Annotated in this window: 16 protein-coding genes; 10 read left to right on the forward strand and 6 right to left on the reverse strand. The window is 71.7% G+C overall.

The window, feature by feature from the left end; all coding sequences use genetic code 11:
* Nucleotides 1-18 precede the first annotated feature (18 nt).
* The 4 genes from PKF00_RS13500 to menC all read left to right on the forward strand — a co-directional run bounded on the left by PKF00_RS13500 (nucleotide 19) and on the right by menC (nucleotide 5,125).
* The gene (locus PKF00_RS13500; protein WP_271217799.1) at nucleotides 19-1,563 is read left to right on the forward strand and encodes an N-acyl-D-amino-acid deacylase family protein; all 1,545 of its coding nucleotides are present in this window, start codon (nucleotides 19-21) and stop codon (nucleotides 1,561-1,563) included.
* Complete coding sequence (locus PKF00_RS13505; RefSeq protein WP_271217800.1) at nucleotides 1,560-3,128, forward strand: PucR family transcriptional regulator; 1,569 nt, start codon at nucleotides 1,560-1,562, stop codon at nucleotides 3,126-3,128. The genes PKF00_RS13500 and PKF00_RS13505 overlap by 4 nt, the downstream gene beginning before the upstream one ends.
* A gap of 96 nt (nucleotides 3,129-3,224) precedes the next feature.
* Nucleotides 3,225-4,022, forward strand: coding sequence for a GNAT family N-acetyltransferase (locus PKF00_RS13510; RefSeq protein WP_271217801.1), 798 nt, complete (start codon nucleotides 3,225-3,227; stop codon nucleotides 4,020-4,022).
* A complete protein-coding gene (gene menC, locus PKF00_RS13515; protein ID WP_271217802.1) occupies nucleotides 4,019-5,125 on the forward strand; it encodes an o-succinylbenzoate synthase in 1,107 nt (368 codons plus the stop codon). The genes PKF00_RS13510 and menC overlap by 4 nt, the downstream gene beginning before the upstream one ends.
* A 104-nt stretch (nucleotides 5,126-5,229) precedes the next feature.
* Here menC and PKF00_RS13520 read toward each other — a convergent pair whose 3' ends face one another.
* Nucleotides 5,230-6,546, reverse strand: coding sequence for a M14 family zinc carboxypeptidase (locus tag PKF00_RS13520; protein ID WP_271217803.1), 1,317 nt, complete (start codon nucleotides 6,544-6,546; stop codon nucleotides 5,230-5,232).
* 91 nt (nucleotides 6,547-6,637) lie between these two features.
* Between PKF00_RS13520 and PKF00_RS13525 the strand changes: the two genes are divergently transcribed.
* The 3 genes from PKF00_RS13525 (at nucleotide 6,638) to PKF00_RS13535 (ending at nucleotide 9,617) form a co-directional block, all read left to right on the forward strand.
* The gene (locus PKF00_RS13525; protein ID WP_271217804.1) at nucleotides 6,638-7,249 is read left to right on the forward strand and encodes a TetR/AcrR family transcriptional regulator; all 612 of its coding nucleotides are present in this window, start codon (nucleotides 6,638-6,640) and stop codon (nucleotides 7,247-7,249) included.
* A gap of 62 nt (nucleotides 7,250-7,311) precedes the next feature.
* Complete coding sequence (locus PKF00_RS13530; protein WP_271217805.1) at nucleotides 7,312-8,736, forward strand: MFS transporter; 1,425 nt, start codon at nucleotides 7,312-7,314, stop codon at nucleotides 8,734-8,736.
* A gap of 35 nt (nucleotides 8,737-8,771) precedes the next feature.
* Nucleotides 8,772-9,617, forward strand: coding sequence for a M55 family metallopeptidase (locus PKF00_RS13535; protein WP_271217806.1), 846 nt, complete (start codon nucleotides 8,772-8,774; stop codon nucleotides 9,615-9,617).
* Between the two features lie 108 nt (nucleotides 9,618-9,725).
* Here the strand turns inward: PKF00_RS13535 and PKF00_RS13540 are convergent, their stop codons facing one another.
* Nucleotides 9,726-11,471 (reverse strand): right-handed parallel beta-helix repeat-containing protein, encoded by a 1,746-nt coding sequence (locus tag PKF00_RS13540; RefSeq protein WP_271217807.1) that lies wholly within the window; start codon nucleotides 11,469-11,471, stop codon nucleotides 9,726-9,728.
* 67 nt (nucleotides 11,472-11,538) lie between these two features.
* Between PKF00_RS13540 and PKF00_RS13545 the strand changes: the two genes are divergently transcribed.
* Complete coding sequence (locus PKF00_RS13545; RefSeq protein ID WP_271217808.1) at nucleotides 11,539-12,432, forward strand: TetR/AcrR family transcriptional regulator; 894 nt, start codon at nucleotides 11,539-11,541, stop codon at nucleotides 12,430-12,432.
* A gap of 269 nt (nucleotides 12,433-12,701) precedes the next feature.
* On the opposite strand, the gene PKF00_RS13550 is transcribed toward PKF00_RS13545, so the two are convergent.
* Nucleotides 12,702-13,256 carry a DoxX family protein gene (locus tag PKF00_RS13550; protein ID WP_271217809.1) on the reverse strand — a complete coding sequence of 185 codons (555 nt, stop codon included), beginning with the start codon at nucleotides 13,254-13,256 and terminating at the stop codon, nucleotides 12,702-12,704.
* A 93-nt stretch (nucleotides 13,257-13,349) separates the two neighbouring features.
* Complete coding sequence (locus tag PKF00_RS13555) at nucleotides 13,350-13,703, reverse strand: VOC family protein (RefSeq protein WP_271217810.1); 354 nt, start codon at nucleotides 13,701-13,703, stop codon at nucleotides 13,350-13,352.
* A gap of 208 nt (nucleotides 13,704-13,911) precedes the next feature.
* Between PKF00_RS13555 and PKF00_RS13560 the strand changes: the two genes are divergently transcribed.
* Complete coding sequence (locus tag PKF00_RS13560; protein ID WP_271217811.1) at nucleotides 13,912-16,725, forward strand: LuxR C-terminal-related transcriptional regulator; 2,814 nt, start codon at nucleotides 13,912-13,914, stop codon at nucleotides 16,723-16,725.
* Nucleotides 16,726-16,864: 139 nt separating this feature from the next.
* On the opposite strand, the gene PKF00_RS13565 is transcribed toward PKF00_RS13560, so the two are convergent.
* A complete protein-coding gene (locus PKF00_RS13565) occupies nucleotides 16,865-17,230 on the reverse strand; it encodes a beta/gamma crystallin domain-containing protein (protein WP_271217812.1) in 366 nt (121 codons plus the stop codon).
* A 185-nt stretch (nucleotides 17,231-17,415) separates the two neighbouring features.
* Nucleotides 17,416-20,193 (reverse strand): ATP-binding protein, encoded by a 2,778-nt coding sequence (locus PKF00_RS13570; RefSeq protein WP_271217813.1) that lies wholly within the window; start codon nucleotides 20,191-20,193, stop codon nucleotides 17,416-17,418.
* A 1,065-nt stretch (nucleotides 20,194-21,258) separates the two neighbouring features.
* Here PKF00_RS13570 and PKF00_RS13575 point away from each other — a divergent pair.
* Nucleotides 21,259-21,570, forward strand: coding sequence for a DUF6355 family natural product biosynthesis protein (locus PKF00_RS13575; protein ID WP_271217814.1), 312 nt, complete (start codon nucleotides 21,259-21,261; stop codon nucleotides 21,568-21,570).
* The last annotated feature ends 191 nt before the right edge of the window (nucleotides 21,571-21,761 follow it).

Here is a 21,761-nt window from a genome sequence, read left to right on the forward strand (position 1 = left end):
GAAGGAAAGCTTCACCTCATGCACGACCTGCTGCTCAGTAACGGAACGGTCCACGACGGGTTCGGCAGCCCCGCGAGAAGTGCCGACGTCGCGATCTCCGGAGGGCGGGTCATCGCCGTCGGACGCGACCTCGGGCCCGCCAGACGGGTGATCGACGTCTCCGGACTGATCGTGGCGCCAGGGTTCGTCGACCCGCACAGCCACTCCGACACCGTGCCCTTCCTCGCGGAACCGCAGCCGTTCAAGCTCCATCAGGGCGTCACCACCGAGATCGTCGGCAACTGCGGCTTCTCCTGTGGCCCGATCGCCCCCGAGAGCGCCGGTTTCATGCCCGCCGAGCTGGCCACCGAGACCTTCACCGCCTTCGGCGACTACCTCGACGCCGCGCAGGCGGCCGGGCCGAGCAACAACCTGGCCGTCATGGTCGGGCACAACACGCTGCGGCTGGCGGCGGGCGGGATGGCGGCGAAGCTGACCGGCGAGGAGCTTGAGCGCATGTGCGCGCTGGCCGCCGAGTCCTTCGAGGCGGGCGCCGTCGGCCTGTCCAGCGGTCTTGAGTACGTCCCGGGGGCCTACGCGGACATCGACGAGCTGGTCGCGCTGGCGCGGGTCGCCAGGCGGTGGAACCTGCCCTACGCCACGCACATGCGCAGCGAGAGCGAGGGCCTGGCCGACGCGCTCGACGAGGCGGTCGCCATCGCCGCCCGGGCAGGGGTGCGGCTGCAGGTCTCGCACTGCAAGGCGTCGGGGCGGGCCGTGCACGGCGCGTCGGCCATGCTGCTGGCCAAACTGGCCGACGCCCGCAGGGCGGGCCTGGACGTGCGCGCGGACCTCTACCCCTACCGGGCCTTCTGCTCTCTCCTGGTCGCGGTGCTGCCGCCGGTCGCCTGCGAGGGCGGCGAGGAGGCGCTGCTGGCCAGGCTCGCCGACCCGGCCGCGCGGGCCTCGCTCCGTGAGCTGGCCGAGGACCCGGCGACCGGCACCGGGGTCGGCTTCTGGCGCGAGCTGCATCCGGGCGACGTGCAGATCCTCACCCACGCCGACCCCGCCGTCGCCGGGAGGCGGCTGGCGGACCTGCCGGGTGACCCGTGGGAGGCACTGTGCGACCTGCTGCGGCGGGATCCGCACGCCACCGGGGTCTTCCACACCATGCACGACGACGACGTGACCGCGATCATGGCGGACCCGCTGGTCTCCATCGGCTCCGACAGCGGAGTTCCGGTCGGGCCCAACCATCCGCGCACGTTCGGCACCTTCCCCACCTTCCTCGGGACCTACGTCAGGGAGCGGGGGATCGTCGCGATGCCGGAGGCGATCCGCAAGCTCGGCTCGGCCGTCGCCGCCCAGTTCGGGCTGGCCGACCGGGGCTGGCTCGGGCCGGGCGCCGTGGCCGACGTCTGCGTCTTCGACCCCGAGGCCGTCGGCCACGACGCCACCTACGAGGTTCCCGACACGCGTCCGGCCGGGATGCGGCACGTGTTCCTCGCCGGGCACGAGGTGATCGCCGAGGGCGAGTTCACCGGAGGCAGGCACGGCGCCGTCCTGCGCAGGGGTGCTCCGTGACGGCGCGGGGCCGGGTCACGCTCGGGGTGCTGCTGGACAGCCTCGGCCCCGAAATGGTGCGGCCGCTGGCCCTGCCGGGCGGCAGGGAGCCGTTGATCGGCACACCGGTCATCTACGACCCCGAGGAGGCCATGACGGGTCTCGAGGGCGCGGTGCTGCTGGCGACGGGGCGTCCGTCCGCCGAGGTGCTGGCCCGCGCGGGCGAGGCGGGAGTCGCGGTCGTGGTGGTCAAACCGGGCACGAGCGACCCGGAGACGCTGGCCGAGGCGGCCGACGCCGCCGGCACGGCGCTGCTGGCAGCCACCCCCGACCTGTCCTGGGGGCAGCTCTACACGCTCATCGACACCCTGCTGGCGGTGGTCGCCCCCGTCGAGGAGCTGGGCGACGTCCGGGCGGCCGACCTGTTCGCGCTGGCCAACCAGGTGGCGGTCCGGGTCGGCGGGGCCGTGGCGATCGAGGATCTGGCCATGCGGGTGCTGGCCTACTCGACGGTCGAGGGGCAGCGGATCGACGACCTGCGCAGGGAGGGCATCCTGGGGCGCAGGGTGCCCGAGCATCCGACCAACGCCGAGGAGTACGCGGCGGTGCTGCGCGCCGAGGACGCCGTGTGGAGCTACGAGCCGCGGGAGTACTGTCCTCGGCTGGGCATCGCCATCCGCGCGCGCGGCGAGGCGCTCGGCACGATCTGGGTGCTCAAGGCGGAGAAGCCGCTCGCCGCCGACGCCGAGGAGGTGCTCGCCGAGGCGGCCCGCGCCGCCGCGCCCCACCTGGCCAGGATCAACCTGGCCGCCGACGAGGCACGCCGCCGCCGCGACGAGTGCCTGGGCGGGCTGCTGCGCGGCGTCGGCCCGGTCAGGGAGCTGGCCACCTCCTTCGGCCTGCTCCCCGAGGAGCCGGTCGTCGTGGTCACGGTCGGGCCGCACAGCCGTACGGCTGACGCCTTCGCCGCGACCCACACCGGTGACCTGCTGCGCACCGCCTATGCCGCCTACCGGATGCGCGCGGCGTCCGGGGCGGTCGACGGCCGCGCCTACGCGATCGTCGCCGCGGACTCGGTGACACCGCTGCTGCGCAGGATCACCGCAGGGGTCCTGGCCCGGATCCCCGACCGGCTCGGCGGGCAGTGGCGCGCGGGCATCGGCCGGGTCGTCCCCTCGGTCGAGCTGGCCCCCGCCAGCGCCCGCCAGGCCGAGGAGGCCCTGCGCGCGCTGTGCGGGCCGTACGCCCAGGCCGAGGTCGGTCACCACGAGGAGCTGTCTGCCGCGCTGTTCCTGATGGACGTCGACGCCGCGGTGCGGGCCAGGCCCTCCCTGTACGGCGAGCCGCTGGGAGTGGTCGCCGCGCACGACGCCAGGCACGGCACCCACTACGTGCGCAGCCTGTGCGTCTGGGTGGCGGCGCACTACGACGTGCCCAGGGCGGCCGACACGCTCTCCCTGCATCCCAACACACTGCGCTACCGACTGCGCAAGATCGGCGAGCTGATCGACCTGGACGACCCGGACACCCGCCTGGTGCTGGCGCTTCAGCTGCGTCTGAGCGGCGCCGCGAAGCCGGACGGGTGAGGGCGGCGTCCGCTGAGCGGCGCCACAAAAGCGGACAGGTGAAGTTCGGCGTCCGGGCCAACGCGACGGCCGCGCCCCGGCGCGATGCTGTGGGGCATGGTCGAACTTCTCGCCTCGGCTCAGACCGGGGTACGTCTTCTCTCGCTGCGCGGCACCTCCGATCTCCAACGCGCGGACCGGCTGCTGCGCCGGATCTGGGGGACCAGGCCGGGCGACGACCCGCCCCTGGGCGTGGACGTGATGTGCGCGCTGGCCCACACCGGCGGCTATGTCGGCGGCGCCTTCCTGGAGGGCGAGCTGGTCGCGGTCTCCGTCGGCTTCCTCGCCTCGGGGAGGACCCTGCACTCCCATGTCGCCGGGGTCGCCCCCGAGGCGCAGGGCCGGGGCGTCGGCCTGGCGCTCAAGGAGCACCAGCGCGCCTGGGCTGCGGAACGCGGCCTTGACGCCATCTCCTGGACCTTCGACCCGCTCGTCCGCCGCAACGCCTACTTCAACTTGAGCAGGCTCGGCGCGACGGTCGTCGAGTACCTGCCCGACTTCTACGGCCCGATGAGCGACGGCATCAACGACGGCGACGTCTCCGACCGGCTGTTCGTCACCTGGCCCGTCACCCCGGCCCCCGGCCCCGTCCCGGTCCCGGAACCCGAGGCGCTCGCGGCCGCCGCGCCGATCCTGGAGGAGACGGGAGCCGTGCGGGACGGCGAGGGCGCGCCGTCGTTGCGCTGCGCGACCCCGCCCGACGTCGAGAGGCTGCGCGAGGACGACCCCGGCGCCGCCAGGCACTGGCGGGCGGCGCTCGGCGGCGCGCTGGGCGGCGCGCTGGCCGACGGCTACCGGATCACCGGCTTCACCCGCTCCGGGTGGTACCTGCTGGCACGAGGAGGCAAGGCATGAGGCTCAAAGGCGCGGAACTGCGCAAGGTCGAACTCCCGCTCGTCACCCCCTTCCGCACGTCGCTGGGCACCCAGACGGTGCGTGAGGCGCTGCTCGTGCGGGTGGTGACCGACGAGGGAGAGGGATGGGCGGAGTGCGTCGCCGAGGACGAGCCGACCTACTGCCCTGAGTATCTCGAGGGCGCCGCCGACGTGATCCGCCGTTTCCTGCTGCCCGCGCTCTTCCCCCTCGAGCTGGACCCGGCTGCCGTCGCCCCCGCCTTCCGCCACCTGCGCGCCCACCCGATGGCCAAGTCCGCCGTCGAGACGGCCGTGCTGGACGCCTGGCTGCGGGCCCGCGACATGTCCCTGGCCGCCTACCTGGGCGCGGTACGGCGCAGCCTCTCCGTCGGCGTCTCCATCGGCATCAAGGACACCGTCGACGAACTGCTCGGCACCGTCGACAAAAGCCTGGCGGACGGGTACGTCAGAATAAAGCTGAAGATCGAGCCCGGCTGGGACCTCGAACCCGTCAGGAGGGTCCGCGAGACGTTCGGCGCGGACGTGATGCTCACCGTCGACGCCAACACCGCCTACAAGCCTGGCGACATCCCCTATCTGACCAAGCTCGACGCCTACGGTCTCGCGATGATCGAACAGCCCTTCGCCCCCGGCGACCTGCACGCCCACGCCCGCCTCGCGGCCAGGATGAGCACCCCGATCTGCCTGGACGAGAGCATCACCTCGGCTCACGACGCGGTCGCCGCGATCCGGCAGGAGGCCTGTTCGATCATCAACATCAAGCCGGGCCGGGTCGGCGGCTACCTCGAGTCGCGCCGCATCCACGACGTCGCCCAGGCCCACGGCCTGCCCGTGTGGTGCGGCGGCATGCTGGAGACCGGCCTCGGCAGGGCCGCCAACCTGGCGCTCGCCGCACTGCCCGGCTTCACTCTGCCCGGCGACATCTCGGCCACCAGGCGTTACTACGAGCGCGACATCACCGCGCCGTTCACGCTGGTCGACGGGGAGATGTCCGTACCGGAGGGGCCCGGCATCGGCATCACGCCCGAACCGTCCCTCCTGGAGGCGCTCACCACCGCGACCGAGTGGATCCCGGCTCCCTGACCGCCGGCGCTTCCGCGGCGCGGCACGACGCGCTGGACGGATGAGCGCGGGCGCCGTGTGTCAGGCCCCCTGCCCGGTGCGGCCGGGGCCTGACACGACGTCGCTCAGCTCAGAGAACGTTTCGCCGACTCCGCCGCGAGCAGAGCCGCTCCGAGCTGTACGGCGACCAGTGTGCGGACCGGGATCGGGGTGGCCGTCGCGTCGGCTTCGGCCTCGGCGAACCAGGCGTCGAAGAGCGCCTTCACGCGGGTGTGCTCGGCCCGGATGGCCGGGGTCAGGTTTCCCGCGGCGAGCTCGGCGTCCAGCAGGCGCAGGTACATCCCGCCGTACCTCAGCCGCATGGTGTGCACCATCTGCTGGTTGCCGACCGCCTCGGCCACCGTGGCGGGCCGGTCCGTGCCGGGGAAGGACTCCCATTCGGAGATGAAGCCGTCGTGGTTGTCGAGGAAGTCCTGCACGGCGCGACGGAACGGCGAGTGCACGGTCAGGTCGGCCCTGACCGCCGCCATGGACCGCGTCAGCTCGGCGATCAGGGCGCGCTGCGCGGCGAGGTTGGCCTGGATCGTCTCGCCGTACTGCTGGTCGGTGGGGGTCTCGTCGGCGACGCGGGGGTCGGCCCAGTAGGGCAGCTCGGTCACCAGGTGCAGGGCGTCGAACCGTTCGGCGTAGTCGACGCTCCCGCCGCCGATCTCGTAGGTCGCCGCTATGTCGGCGCCTCTCGGGCTCCGGTAGGCGGCGGGGCCGATCTGGACCGCGCTCGGCACCTCCGGCGGCCCCATGTGCAGCGGCAGGCCCTGGGCGGTCGCGATGGCGGCCAGGCGCTCCGCGAGCGCGGGCTCGTCCTTGCTGAGGTAGTAGAACGCGCCTTGAAGCTCGCCGTTGTGCAGTGAGTAGACGAAGGTGGGCTTGACCTCGTCCATCAGCCGCATCAGCGCCTCGGTCTCGGGCAGCGTGCGGTCGAAGAAGTAGTCCTCGCCGGTCAGCGGGAAGGTCCATTCGACCTGGTCGGTCTCGGCGGGACGGTAGAAGTGCTCGGCGTAGGCGCGGCGGTCGCTCGGCCGTGCGTACCAGCCCTCGTTGAGCCGGGCCCCGTCGGGGTCGACGCACGGGATGAGATGCCAGCGGTAGCCGAAGTCCTCGCGCAGCGAGGCGTCCTCGACGAGCTGGCGCAGCAGGCTGCTGACGGTGAGTGAGCCGATGGGCTCGTTGGGGTGCGGCCCGCCGATGATCACGGCGTCGTGGGGGCCGGAGCCGACGGTCGCCACGCGCAGCGGCTCACCCAGGCGCGAGGTGCCGATGCGGCGCAGCCGTACCAGGTCGGGGTGAGCGGCGGCGATTTCGTCGAGCTCAGCGTGCATCTGGTCCACGGTCGGGAACGCGGTGTAGTCGGGCACCCGGCTCATGTGCTGGTCGACGTCCATCGTGGCCTCCATTTTCAGAACTAGTAATCTGGATTATTCTAATAATTCAGATTATGGTTCTGGCAACCCTCGAACGGAAGGCTCCGACGTCATGCGGCTGACCAGGGCGGAGAGCAAGGCTGCCAACAAGCGCGCGCTGCTCGACGCGGCACGCGAGCTCGTCGGAAAGGAAGGAGCGCAGGCGAGACTGGAGGACATCGCCGAGCTGGCCGGGCTGACGACGGGGGCCGTCTACTCGCTGTTCGGAGGCAAGAGCGGGCTGATGGTCGCGATGATCGACGACTATGCCGGCCCGCTCGACCTCCAGCCCGTCGAGGAGATCCTGCCGGGCCGGCCGCTGGAGGAGGTCGTCGACGCCATCGCCCGGCAGTACTGGCGGATGTCGGCCGACCCGGAGGCCGCCACGCTGCTGCTGTTCGAGGTCCGGGTGATGGAGCTCGTGCTGAACGACGCCGAGTTACTGGCCAAGCTCAACACGGGGATCAACGCCTGGGAGACCCAGTTGGCCGGGCGCCTCGCCGGCCGGGACCACGCAGGCATGCCCGTCACGCGCGAACAGGCCGTGCGCCTGGCCCGCCCGCTCAAGGCCCTGCTGTCCGGGCTCGCGCTGGCCGTCGTGCTGGGCGTCCACGGCAGCTCCGAGGAACACTTCGTCGACGCCGCGCTCGCCCTGATCACCCCCAGGGTGCTCGGCCCGGCCTGACCAAGCCGCGGGTTCGGGGGAACACGCGGCCGTACACCACCCCCCACCCGAAAGGCAGAACCATGTCCAGATCCGCTTTCGGCATCATCGGCGCGCCGGTGTTGTTCATCGGCATCTTCACGCTGCTGGAGACAATGATGGCGCCGGCGCTCCCGCTCATCCAGCAGGAGTACGCCGTCCCACCCGGCGGGATCGCGTGGATCTTCACGGGCGGCCTGATCAGCTCGGCGATCAGCACCCCGGTCTTCGGCCGTCTGGCCGACATGTACAACAAGCGCACCCTGTTGTTCACCCTGATGGCGATCACCGGCACCGGAGCCCTCATCTCCGGCCTGGCGCCCAACGCGCTCGTGCTGATCATCGGCCAGACGGTGCAGGGCGTCTGGCTGGGCGTGCTGCCGCTCACCGTCGGGCTGTTCCGCGACACCCTCGCCCCCGAGCGGAGCGCCACCGGCAACGGCCTGATCATCGGCGCCGCCGCCCTGTCCAGCACCCTCGGACTCATCCTCGCCGGGCCGCTCACCTCGTTGTTCAGCTACCGGTGGCTGTTCTTCCTGGCCCTGGCCTGCACGCTGCTGACCGCCCTGTGGGCCTGGTACTCGGTGCCCGCCACCCCCCGTGCGGCCTCCGGGCGCGTCGACTGGATCGGCGGGCTGCTGCTCGGCGCCGGGCTCGCCCTGCTCATGCTGGGCCTGACCGTCTCCTCGGGCCTGGGCTGGACGGACTCCGCCACCCTCACCCTGTTCGCGTTCGCGGCGCTGATGCTGGGCCTGTGGGCGATCGTCGAGCTCCGCAGCGACGACCCGCTCGTGGACCTGCGGTTGCTGGCCGGGCGTTCCCCGGCCGGGGCGACCGCGATGGGGTTCGTGTTCGGCTTCGCCTCCTTCGGCCTGGTGGTCGCGCTGCCGACGATGCTGTCACTGCCCGCCGACACCGGGTACGGCCTGGGCGCCGACACCCTGTGGATCGGGATCTACATGTTTCCGCTGGGTGTCACGGGCACCCTGGTCGCACCGCTGGTCGCCCCGATGACCAGGCTGCTCGGGCGGCGCACGGTGCTGCTGCTCGGCAGCGTGCTCCTGTCGGCCGGCACGGCCATGCTCGCCTTCTGGCACTCCTCCCCGTGGCAGATCGTGGCCGGGGTGGCGGTCAGCGGGCTGGGCGTCTCCATCGGCCTCACCGCCGGGCTCAACGTCGTGGCCGCCGACGTGCCCGCCGACCGGGCGGCCGGGGTCAGCGGCGTGGTCTTCGTCGCCAAGAGCATCGGCGGTTCCTTCGGGGCGCAGCTCGGCGGCATGGTGTTGGCGGCCGGCACCGTGTCGGGGGTCCCCTCGGAGAGCAGCTTCGTCAACACCTACCTGCTCTCCGCGGTGCTCGGCCTGCTCGCCGTCGCCGCCGTCTTCGTGATCCCCGCCACTGTGCGGGGCTCTCAAAGCGGGAACCCGGATTTGGCCCCGACGACAAAGCCCGCCGTCCCCCAGGGGTGACACCCTGTGACGGCGACGAAGGAAAGGAGCAGCCAGTGCAGGTCTACATCTCCATTGACATGGAGGGCGTGACGGGCATCGCCACCATGGACCAGGTGGTCCGCGGCGGCCACGGTTATCCGCGCTCGCAACGGCTGATGACCGCCGAGGCCAACGCCGCCATCGAGGGCGCGTTCGAGGCCGGAGCCGACAGCGTCCTGGTCAACGACAGCCACGGCACCATGGACAACCTGCTGCACGAGGAGCTCGATCCGCGTGCCAGGCTGATCTTCGGCACCCCCAAGCTGGACTGCATGGCCGAGGGCGTCTCGGCCGAGCACGACGTGGCCATGTTCCTCGGCTACCACGCCGCCGCAGGCTCGCCCGGCGTGCTCGCCCACACCTACTCCTCGCACTTCTACGAGGTGCGGCTCAACGGCAGTCCGGTGTCGGAGGCCGAGGTCAACGCGCTGAAGGCCGCCTCCGTCGGCGTGCCGGTGGGGCTGCTCACCGGTGACGACGTCATCTGCGGCGTCGCGGAGAAGGCCTTCCCCGGCGTGCGCACGGTCGCCGTCAAGGTCGCGCACGGGCACACCGCCGCGAACAGCCTCTCGCCGACCGAGGCCAGGCGGCTGATCCGGGAGGCGGCGGCGGAGACCGTACGGGGAGCCGGGGAGCTGACCCCGCTCCAGCTGCCCGAGGTGCTCGAGCTCGAGATCGACATGCCGAGCACACCCGCCGCCGAACTGGGGGCGCAGATCCCGGGCGTGCGCAGGATCGCCGACAAGACACTCGCCGCCACCTTCGCCACGCCCACGGAGGTGCTGGGCTGCGTGACGGTCTGCTACCACCTCGCCGCCGACGCGATGATCAGCCGGATGGCCCTGTACGGCCGCCGCTGAACTCTGTTTCCGGATCTTCGCCGTAGCGGGGATCAGCCGGGCGGGCGCACCGCGAGGCGGAGGACTCCGGGGCGGGCGCGCCCGCCCCGGAGTCATGAAAGCGCCGGATCAGGACGGCACGGCGGCCGGGGCCTCGCGAAGAAGGCCGGCCCGGGCCCGCAGGGCGGCCGCGGCCGCGGGCTCGCACTCGCCGGTGAACGTGGTGTTGCCCTCGTAGGCGACGCCGGCGGGCGGCGCGTCGGCGCCGATCGGATCGGCGTCCCAGAAATTGCCCCGGTAGACGACGTTGTCCAGCGGCGGCGACACGTGCAGGACGGCCGTGCTGTCGGCGCGGACGACCACGTTCTCCTCGACCGTCACCCACGCCGCGCCGTAGTCGGTGTACAGGCCGAAGTTGTACGGCGTGCGCGTGTCCTCGATGACGTTGCCCCCGATGACCGCGCCCGAGTCGTGGGAGTCGCCCTGCACGCCGGCCAGATAGACGCCTCCGCCGTCGGCCAGCACCTGCATCGTGCCCGTCGTGAGGTTGCGCAGGATGCGGGTGCCCCGCCCCGGCCCGGCGACGATGCCGCAGTGGGGCACGTCGGCGACGTGGTTGTGCGCGACCGTGCACCCGGTCGTGCCGGTCAGCGCGATGCCGGGCGAGCCGGAGAACTCCAGGCCGACGAGGTGGACCCGGTTGTCCTCCACGAGGGTGGAACGCCCGCCGTCCACCACGAGGGCTCCGGCCGAGAGCGTGTCGAAGTCGCACCCGCGCACCGTGACGTCCGCGCAGCCGGACACGCCGAGCCCGGTGGCGCCCAGCCGGGTGAAGCGGCAGCCTTCGACCCGCACGCCGGAGGCGTCCTCCAGCGCCACGCAGGCGGGGATCGTGGCGGACTCCGCGGGCACCGTGACCGAACCGACGCCCTCGCCGAGCGAGACCGTGTGGATCGGGCCGCCGACGTAGAAGCCGCTCCCGTGGTAGTGCAGGAACCCCTCGGGACCGCTCGGCCGGAGCCAGGTGGCCTCGGCGAACGTCAGCCCCCGCAACGTCACGTCGCGCACGCCGGTGGCGCGCAGCAGCGTCTCCAGGACCGGTGCGACCACCCGCGTGCGTTCCGGGTGCTCGCCGGGGCGGGGCAGGTAGCGCAGGACATGGTGGCCGGGACGTGAGCGGTCCAGGACGAACGTGCCGGGTTCGGTGAGGAAGGCGGCGTCGTTCTCGACCCGGGTCGGCAGGCCGGGCCCCCGCGAGCTCTGGCCCTCCCAGGTGGAGTTGTACAGCTCGAGGGCGCGGTCGAACGCGGGCCGCACCATGGCGATCACGGCGCCGTCGCCGCCGGCCGCGACCGAGGCGACACCGCAGCGGGCCTCCGTCCACGGGTAGACGCCCCGGTGGACGAACTCCACGTCGCTCGGGCTGTGCCAGGCCAGCGGCGCCGTGCTGTCGGTGGTGTAGCCGGTCTCGGTCATGGTGACCTGGCCGGGAAGGCCGTCGACGCCCGCCCGTTCGGCCCGGCGGCCGTCCACGTACAGCTGACGGGTGTCCAGGTCGCCGACGTCGGCCAGCCACACGCCGTCCTGTTCCCGCCAGCCGGTGACGAGGCGCCCGCCGCTGACGACGACCTCCTCCTGCCCGGCGGTGCCGTACCCGTGGGCCTGGTAGGCGACGCGGTGGCCGTCGCGGCCTGAGTCGGCCTCGGTGAGTTCCAGGGGTTCGGCCAGCACGTGCGTGCCGGCTCTGAGCTGGACGACGATCTCGCCGGTGAGGGAGCGGACCGCGTCCCGGGCGCGGCCGACAGTGGCGAACGGGTGCTCGCGCGTGCCCGGCGCGGAGTCGTCCCCGTCGGGGGCGACGAACAGTTCGATCATGGATACGTCACCTCTGGTCATGTTTATGGCGTACACAGGGTGTATACCATAAACAAAGGAGGAGAGCATGGCGCGAGGCAGAGCGGGAGATCCGGACCACGCGGTGGAGCTGCTGTGGCGGGAGGACGACGCGGAGCCGAGACCGGGGCTGAGTCTCGACCGGATCGTGCGCACGGGCGTCGAACTGGCCGACTCCGAAGGCCTGGCCGGGCTGTCGATGCGCAAGGTGGCCGAGCGGCTTGGCTTCACCACCATGTCGCTCTACCGGCACGTGCCCGGCCGCGAGCAGCTCATCGACCTCATGTGCGACACGGTGGCGGGCGAGAGGACGGCCGCCGAGGCCGCGCCGGACGGGTCCGCGGCCGACGGGTCCGCGACGGAGGGAGACGGCTGGCGGGCACGGCTGGAGGCGTGCGCCAGGGAAGGCTGGGAACTGCGGCGCCGCCATCCGTGGCTGGCGGAGGTGCGGGGCGGCCGCCACGTGCCCGGCCCCAACATCGTCGCGTGCTACGAGCGGATGCTGGGCGCGGTCGCCGACACCGGCCTGGCCCCCGCCGAGGTGATCGCCGTGGCCGGCCTCGTCGGCAGGTTCGTCGACTCGGAGGCGCTGCTGCTGGTGGAGGCGGCCGAGGCCGAGCGCCGCAGCGGCGTCAGCGAGGAGGAGTGGTGGGGGAGCCGCGACACGCTGTTCGAGCGGCTGTACGACTACCCCACGCTCACCCGCCTGTGGGAGGGGGGCGGCTTCGACCAGCCGGAGGACCCCTTCGAGTTCGGCCTCGCGCGACTGCTGGACGGCGTTGAACTACTGATCCGACAGCGTTACGAATCTAGTGACGAAACTGGGGTGTGTGTTGTGTGCGGCACGCCGGTGGACCGGCCCGCGGCCGGACGCCCCCGGGCGTACTGCTCGTCCTCCTGTCGCCAGCGGGCCTACCGCAGACGCAGAACCGGCCGAGATTGACAGAGGGGAGACCGGCCGACCAGGCCCTCCGCTCCCGAAGATGCCCCCAGCCGTTCCTCACCCCCGGACCTCGGCCCGCACGGTGGAGGCTGACGTTCCGACGGCTCCGGCGGATGCGGTGGCCCACCGTGCGCCCGCCGGTCGTATCGGCCCAGGGCAGGCTCCAGCACCTGGCTGCTACGGGGTCGTCGACAGCAGCTCGCTGGGAAGGGGTGCATGAGCGCCCGGTGATCGGGGAGGCCGGGCGCCATGTCGGTTTCGCGGGCGGATCAAAATTGAGCGTGGGTCATCGTGTACCACGTCGGGGCGAACGTCAGAAGGGCTATCACGGCGACGACCGCAAGCGACTTGAGGAGGCGGGGGGTAGTCAGAGTCGCCGCAGGGGTGGGCCTGAGGGTCCATCGTCCGACCGTGATGAACGCTGCAACACCGCCCAGGACGAGATTTGCGGGTATGAGGCCGTACTCGCCGCGGATGAGATGGAATCCCGCCGCGAGGATCATCGTCAGGGCCAGGCCGGCCGCGGCGAGCGGCGTGAGCTTCGGCTTGACGCCCGTCATCGCAGGCAGGATGAGGCCGAGGCCGCCGAGCACCTCAACGACTCCGATGAAGACGATCAGCGGCTGCGGCACGGCCGCATACCAGGCTACGGCCCGAGGTGCGGCCGCGTAGAGGGCATCGTCATACAAAAGGGCCTTGCCGAAGCCGCTGCCCGCGAAGAAGAAACCCCACAGCGCTTGAAACGACCACAACACGCCGTTCAGCGTCAGCACAGTGGTCCTGGCCTTGCTGGAGGGGCCGTTGAAGGTCTTGGTGGCGGTCATCGCTGTGCTCCTTGGACGTGCCGCTGGGCTGGCATTCGCGGTCATGGGTGTTCCTTTCCGGGTGGGGTTGGCCAAGGCTGGGGCGTGTGGTGTTCAGCGGCCCTGGAGCAGGCCCAGGACGTTGCCGTCGGGGTCGGTGACGGTGGCGACCACCCGGCCGCCGCCGACGTCGTGCGCGGCCTCCTTCACCACGGCACCGGCCGCGGTGAGCTCGGCGAGCTTGGCTTCGATGTCCGGCACGTGCCAGTAGGCCACCGGCGAGGTCATGCCCTGCGGCCCGCCGTCCGGCACCAGTCCGATGTGCTGGCCGCCGATGTCGAAGCCGACGTAGTACGGGCTGTCGGTCTGCGGCGGGCCACCGAGCAGGGCCGCGTAGACCTGCTTGGCCTTGGCCAGGTCGGACACGGGGTGCAGCACGGTCTTGATGCTCAGGGCGGTGTCGCTCATCGTCACTCCTGGGGTCGCGGTCCGATGTTCATCGGTCTGTTGTTCGTGTGCCCTCAGCTTCGCCTTTCGGCAGGTCGGACCACATCCGTGGCGGCCACGGAACGCGAACACGGAGCCGGCCACGGAACGCGAGCACGGAGCCGAGTCCCGTGCTCGCCCGGAGGGGGCACGTGGGGACTTACGGCAGAATGGGACGATGGTGGCCACGGTGGACGTATCACCTCGGGAAGCCGAGGTCCTGGAGCTGATCGGCGATCATCTCAGCAACGCCGAGATCGGGGCTCGGCTGTTCATCTCGGTGCGGACTGTGGAGAGTCACGTCTCTTCGCTGCTGCGCAAGCTGGAGGTGCCGGACCGGCGGGCGCTCGCCGGCCGGGCGGCCAGGCCGATCGCGGCCGACGGGACGACCGGGACGACCGGGACGACGCACCCCGCGCCGGTCCTGCCGGCGCCGTTGACCTCGTTCGTCGGCCGGGCGAGCGAGCGGGCCGAGCTGACCAGGATGATCGAGACCGGGCGGCAGGTGACCGCGCTCGGCCCCGGTGGGGTGGGTAAGACCCGGCTCGCACTGACGGTGGCCGCGGACGCGGCCGAAACGTACGCCGATGGGGTGTGGTTCGTCGACCTGGTGCCGGTCACCGGCCCGGGCATGGTCGCGGCCGCGGTCGCTGGCGCGCTCGGCCTCGGCGAGGAGCCCGGCCGCGATCTGACCGAGTCGGTGATCGCCGCGCTGGCCGACCAGCACGCGCTGCTGGTGCTGGACAACTGCGAGCAGGTACGGGACGGGGTGGCGCTGTTCCTGGAACGGCTGCTGGCGGCATGCCCCCGGCTGGCGGTGCTGGCGACCAGCCGGGCCCGGCTGATGGTGCCGTTCGAGCGGATCTACCAGGTGCCGCCGCTGTCGCTGGGGGGCGACGGCGAGTCGGACGCGGTCGCGCTGTTCACGGAACGGGCGGCGGCGGTCGGCTGGCCGCTGGACCCGTCGCTGCGCGCCCAGGTAGCCGCGATCTGCGACCGGCTGGACGGGATGGCGCTGGCGATCGAGCTGGCCGCCGCCCGGTGCCCCACCCTCGGCCTGGACGGCCTCACCGCCGCCCTGTCTCACCCGCTTCGAATGCTGACCGGCGGCTCCCGCGCCGAAGACCGACACCGCTCGGTACGGGCCGCGCTGGACTGGAGTCACACCCTGTTGGAACCGTCCGACCGCGCGCTGCTGCGCCAGGTGTCATTGTTCGTGGCGCCGTTCACCGCCGCGGCGGCGGCGGAGGTGGCCGGGGTGGATGGAGGCATCGTCGCCGACGGGCTGGCCCGGCTCGCCGAGCAGAGCCTGCTGGTGGTGACGCCCGTGCCCGGCGGCACCGGCTACCGGGCGCTGGAGACCATCCGGCAGTACGGGACCGAGCAACTCGCCGAGGCCGGTGAGCTGGCCGAGACCCGATCCCGGCACCTGCGCTGGTGCCTGGCCAGGGCCGCCGACCTCGCGGCAGTGGGCCCGGACTGGCGGGCCCGCTTCGACGCGGTCGCCGACGACCTGCGCGCCGCGCTGAAGTGGGCGGCCGATCTGCCGGAGCACCGCGCGGAGGCCCACCGTCTCGCCCGTTCGCTGGCGGACCTGACCTTCACCCGCCACCTGGTCGGCGAGTCCCAGGCCCGCTTCGAACAGGCCGCCGCGCTCGCCAAGGACCCGGCCGACGCCGCGTCGATGCTGCGAAACGCCGCCGCCGTCGCCGGTTGCCGGATGCGCGGCGACGACATGTATCGCCTGCACCGCGAGGCCGCGGACGCCGCCCGCCGTGCGGGCGACACGGCGGGTGCCGCCGTCGGCCTGGCGACCGTCGCGACGACGGCGTTCCGCTTTTCCAGCAAGTTCGTCCGCGTCCCACCCCGCGAGGAGGCCGTCGGCCTGATCACCGAAGCCCGCGGCCTGGCCGGGGAGTCCCCGTCCGCTCAGGCGGCGGTGGCCTTGGCCGAGGCCGGGATGGCTCTCCTGGATGCCTTCGAGACGGCCCAGAGCGGTGGGGGTGGGCGCGGCGACGCGCTGCCGGAGACGATCAGGCGGGCCGAGCGGGCAGTGGAGCTCGCCCGACGGACCAATGATCCGCTCGCTGAATCCGCCGCGCTTGACACGTTCGCCGCCGTCCGGAGTTGGGCCGGGGACACGTTCGGCGCGGCCGAGACGATCCGGCGTCGGGCCGGGCTCCTGGCCGCCGCGCCGGTCACCCCGGCCGGCACCCATGAACTGATCGACGCCCTCGCCGAGGCCGCCGAAGCGGCCCTCGGCATCGGTGATCTGCCCGATGCCCGCCGCTGGGCCCGGCAGCTGGCCGATCATCCGCTGCTGGCCGAGGTCGGGCATCGCGCGACGAGCCTGCTGTTGGTGGCCGACGCGCTGGCGGGCAACGTCGACCAGGTGCTCACCGGCGGCGTCCGGTTCCTGGACACGTGGCGGCGGAGCGGCAGCCGGGACACCCCGGTCCTCGGCGCGGCGGCGGCAGGGGTCATGATGGTCCACGGCCTGCGCCACGACGACGAGGCCCAGCGCGAATGGCAGGAGGTCCTGAACCAGCCCGAAACCTTGTCTGAGCACGCCCATGGCTACGGCGCGGTCTTCGACGCGATCCTCCTGCTCCACCACGGCCAGGCGGCGCGGGCACTGGAGCGGATGGCGCCCGATCCCGAAGAGGTCTGGCGATGGATCACCTGGACCTGGCTTCACTGGTACGTAGCGCTGCGCGCCGAGGCCACGGTGCTCGCCGGTAGCCCCAACGCCGCCGAACGCCTCGCCGACGCCCGGACCGTCGTGAGCGGCAATCCGGTCGCCACCGCCATCGTGGAACGAGCCGAGGCCCTGCTCGACAAGGACCGGAAACGCGTGCTCGCCACAGCGGACGCGTTCGAGACCGCCGGTTGCCGCTACCAGTCGGCACGAAGCCTGATACTCACGGGCGGCGAGCACGCCGCCCGTGGCGCGGTCCTGCTCTCCGACCTCGGACTTGCACCCATAGCCGTGCCTGCCGGATGATCCTGTCGTTCTCATGAAGACCGCTGAGACGTAGCCGTAATGGCCACATCAAGCCAGGCCCCTTGCCGGAGCTCGGTAGGAGGCGCACTATCGCAGGCGGACGAGCCGAAAGATCGGCACCGCCGCTATCGCCGATGGCTTACTCGATCCAAATTTTGTTGATCCTCACCCCGCCGGGGTGGTTCGGGAAGTTGTAGGTCGTCCACTTGGGGATTATGTAGGCGGGCTGCCACTTGCCGTCCCCGTACCACTGAACACGATTGTTGCCCGTCTTGATCTCGTGGAGCCACGCGTAGTTATAGAAAGTGTAAGTTCCGGCGTTCGCGAAACATATGTCACGCTTGCCTCCGTCCAGATCGTGGTACGTGACCTTCAGCAGGTCGGTCCGGTTGCCGCAGGCGAGTGGAGTGATCGCGTGTGCGGCCGGTGCGGTGACGGCGAGTGCGGTCGTCGCCATGACGGCCGTCAGTGCCGTCAGGACCGCCTGCTTGGTGATTTTTTTCATGTATTTCTCCTTTTGTTTTCGCGAGCTCAGGCAGTGGAAACGTCTACTACCTTTTGCGTGCGGCGCTCGTGGTTGTCCTCGCTCGAAGAGCGGGCGAGTACTGTCACGGTAGGAGCCGGCGCGGGGGCGATGCTTCTGTCGGTCGACTTAATCCGGCCGATTAAGTCGGGTTGAGTCGGCTCGTTTCAGGTACCGGGATCGTCCAGCACGTCGCGGATCTGGGCGCGGGAGGTGATGCCCAGCTTGGGGAAGATGCGATACAGGTGGGCGCCGACCGTGCGCGGGGACAGGAACATGCGCTCGGCGATCTCGCGGTTGCTCAGTCCCTGGGCGGCCAACCGGGCGATGCGCATCTCCTGACCGCTCAGCTCCGCCAACGTGGAGGGGGCGGGGTCGGCGCGCTGCACTCCGGCCGCCCGTAGTTCGTCGCGGGCCCGCTCGGCCCACCGTACGGCCGACAGCCGCTCGAAGACCTCCAGCGCCGCGACCAGATGCGGCCGGGCGTGCAGGGGCCGGAACCGGCGGCGCAGCCACCGCCCGTAGTCCAGACGGACCAAGGCCCGCTCGAACGGCCACCGCTCGCAGCCCGGGTCCTCCAGCGCGCTGCGGAAGTGCTCCTCGGCCTGCGGTGGCGCCGCCAGCAGGGCGCGCGCGTGGTAGGAGAGCATCCGCAGGCGGGGTGTGCCGCCGTTGTCCACGACGGCCGCCACGGTCTTGGCTGCGGCGGCCGCGTGCTCGCGGTGATCCTCTCGGCCGGTGCGTACCGCGGCGGCGGCCAGGTCGGCCACCGCGTACGGCGACAGCAGGAAGTGGACCGGCTCCCCGTCGGCGCCGAACACCTTGCGCAGGTGCTCATAGGCGGCGGCCGGATCACCGGCATCGGTCTCCACCATGGCCAGCGCGCGGTACGCGCGCACGCTCAGTACCCCGACCTCCTCATAACCCGCCTCCAGCACGGCGGTCAGCAGACGGCGGGCCACCGGTCGCCCGCGCAGGGCAGCGAGGGTGCCCTGCAGGACGCGGCTCAGCGCGAGGCCCATCCCCCGGTCCAGCTCGGCGGCCAGGTCGGCCGCCAGGTCGGCGGCTTCTTGGGCCTGATCCCACAGGCCCGCGTCCAGGTACGCGCACGCGTGGTACTGAACGACGTTACCGATGGGGCGCGGCGTGCCGCCACCCACCGCCCAGGCGGGTGGGTCGGCGACCAGGCGCAGCGCCTGATCGGTCCGGTCGGTGAACAGCGCGAGCGTCCCGGCCAGCATCAGCCGTACCGGGTCGCGGTCGAAGTGCCGGGCGGTGTGCGCGATCACCGCCTCGATCTCCTCGTGGTGGGCGAGCGGATCGGGCAGAATCCGCGCCCAGACCTCCTGCACGTCGGCGGGGTCGGCCGGCGAGGGCAGGCCGGCGGTCAGGCGCAGCGCCCGCCGGCGGTGTTCGGCCGCGCCCGACAACACCAAAGCGCTGCCCACCGTGGTGACCGCCCATTTCTCGTTCGCCGAACCAGCAGCGGCCAGCTGGCGGGCCAACGGGATCAGAATGTCCAGGGCTGCGCCTTGGCGTCCCTGGTTCGACAGCGCCCAGCCTGTGACCAGCGACGCCGACGCCTGTACCGCAGGGTCGTCACTGAGCGTGGCGGCCTGCCCGCCCAGATGCAGCATGTGCTCGGTCAGATCGCTCAGCCACGCGTGCTGGGCGGCGAGCAGCAACCGCTGCGCCTTGAGCGCGGGCTCGGATGTGTTGCCCGCCGAGCGTTCCATCGCGGTGAGCGCCTCCACTGTGGCGCCGCGCGCCAGCGCGCGCTCAGCGGTCGCCAGCAGCTCATCGGCCAGTTCCTCATCGGGAGCGACGGCCGCCGCCGCGCGGTGCCAGACGCGCCGGTCGGGATCGGCGGTGACGGCGGCCAGCGCCAGGTGCGCGGCCCGCCGGTCGGTGAACGGGGCGGCTTGGCGGACCGCCGAGCGCACCAGCGGATGCCGGAAGACGATCCTGGCCCCGTCCCCGGTGCTCTCCACCCGGATCAGGCCCTGCTGTTCGGCGGGCCGCAGGGCCTCCAGGCTGAACTCACTGCGGAGCCCACCACCGGGCCCGCTGCCGGCGTCCACGAGGGTCTGGACGTTCACATTGCCGGCCAGTGCCGCCAGCAGCAGCAGCCACATGGTCTCGCGCGGCAGCGCGGCCAACTGGGAGACGTATAACCGACCGAGCCGGTCGCTCAACGTCAACCTCTGCTCCGGCCATGATGCCGGATCGAAGGATGCCCCTGCGGCCTTGGCCAGCTCGATGACGGCCAGCGGGTTGCCCGCGGCCTCGGCCAGAACGCGCTCACGCAGATGCAGATCAGGGGCACCCGGCTGACGGGCCAGCAACCGCTGCGCGGCCTGCGGCGCCAACGGCCCAACCTCGACCACCTCCAGCCCGCGCTCCCACCCGGGCGGCGGCACCTCACCATGAGCCGCACCCACGACGGCGATCGGCTCACCCACAAGACGGCGAGCCACGAAACCCAGCACCGCCAGCGACGCCCGGTCGAACCAGTGCGCGTCATCCACCACCACCAGCAGCGGCGTTCCGGCGGCGACCTCCGACAACAGGTCCAGCACCGCCATGGCCACGGCGAACCGCTGCGGTGGCTCCGGCTGCGCGATGGAAGAAAAGGCGGCGTCCAGCACGGCCGCGGTCCCGCCGCCGAGATCGTGCGCGGCATCGAGCACCGGATGCAGCACCTGGTGCAGGCCCGCGAACGGCAGATCGCTCTCACTCCGATCCCCGGCCGCGTACAACACCCGCCGACCGGCCCGTACCGCGTCATCACGAACCGCCCGCAGCAACGCGCTTTTCCCGACGCCGGCCGCCCCCAGCACGACCATCGCCTGGGGCCCGCCGTCCAGGTTCAGCAGGCCCGCCAGCCGGCCCTGTTCACGTTCTCGTCCAACGATCGCCTCGTCGTCCGGGTGCTCTTTGGCCACGTCACTCGCCTTGCCCTTCCCCGCAGGTCTGCTCCGCGTGCACGGCGCTTCTCCTTCGTTGGATGGTCGATCCGCGTTGTGCGTTCACACCGCGTGCGATCGGCCTGTGGAGCGCAGGTGGGCAATAGTCGTCCGAGCGTTTCCCGTGCAGGCGTTCCACGTTCCTTTACCGCCTTGGACCAGGCGGGGGAGGGGCCAGCGCCGGAGCTCGACTTCGGCTTCGGACTCGTCTTCGAGCTCCGTCTCGAACTCCTGCTCCTCCGGTGCGCCGGGCCTGTGCGTGGCGGCGGCCGCGGGTGTGCGACCCGTCGCTGCCGGCGCTGGCGGCTTTCCAGGGTGGCCACCTTGTGCTCCCGCAGGATTACCTCGCACACCTCTTCCATGCGCATCACCGTGCGCGGGGCGTCGGCGAGCATCTGCTGCAGCCGTACGGCGTCGCGGTCGCCGGGTGCGCTTTCGGCCAGCAGCCGGCGCAGGCTCGCGGCGACGTTGGCTGGGGAGAAGTTCGTAACGGAGTTATGGGCGACGAGATCTCCCCGGGGCCCCCGCGGCAAACGCGGAGCTTGCGGAGTGTTTTCGTGGGGTGGGGCGACAACGCGGCGGGGCGCCGTCTGGGCGATCACAGTAGGCGTAAAGATCCACAAAACAGGTCCTAGCGCCCACCGCACGGCGGTGCCGCGTGAGACGGCCATGCCCGCGCACGGCTGCGCGTGGGAACGCGCGGAACACAAAGCAGCGGGTAGCGGACTCCCCCTTCCACCCTCGCGAACCCTGCGCAGAGCCCGATGGCGTCCCACCGAGGACACTGTTGGCGAAAACGATGGTGTTCTACCGCCGATGGAGGCGGGCGATGAGTGAGACGCGTGTCGGGGCCGGTCGAAGACCACATGACCAGGCATCGGTTCGTGCGAGATCAAGGTCCTCGAGGAGGAACAGAAAGATCAACTGACGGTAGGGCACTTGTCGGATATCCCGCCCTTATTGGCAGTGTTGCGCATGGTGGATGACTGGCGGGGCTCCTATCGTCGAGACATCGAGATCACTGCACGGGGAGGGTGAAGCGACTTGCGCACACAGATCCTCAAGGCGATCGGCGGGACGCTGGCCGCGCTGACGCTGGCCACGACACCGGCGTACGCCGGCACCACAGCGGGGGCGGCGACCGGGAACACGACCCGGACGGCGGCGCTCGCCTGTGGCTATTACGAAGAAGCCGGGGAGTCTTACTACAACCACTGTGCTGACACCTTCGTGGTGATCCGTGTCGAACGGTGGCTCGGACTGCCGGGGTCCGACTGGTGTGTCGCGCCCGGCACGACCTATCTCGGCCACAGCTACGAAATCAAATACGCCTGGTATAAGGGCAGGCTCTGCTGACGCTCGCGGCGAGTCGGCGCATGCGGCCGCTGCGGGCACGGTACCCGCCGAGGGCGACGGTTTCCGAGTGTTGGCCGGAGTGCGGCGATCGGCGGACTTCGGTGCACGTCGTACACGGTCCGGGGCGATCGGCTGCTGTGGCCCTTCCTACGTCGGAGCCTTGCCATCGGGAGAACCTTGCCGCACCGCCG

The organism is Streptosporangium carneum, assembly GCF_027922005.1.
Classification (GTDB): Bacteria; Actinomycetota; Actinomycetes; order Streptosporangiales; family Streptosporangiaceae; genus Streptosporangium; species Streptosporangium carneum.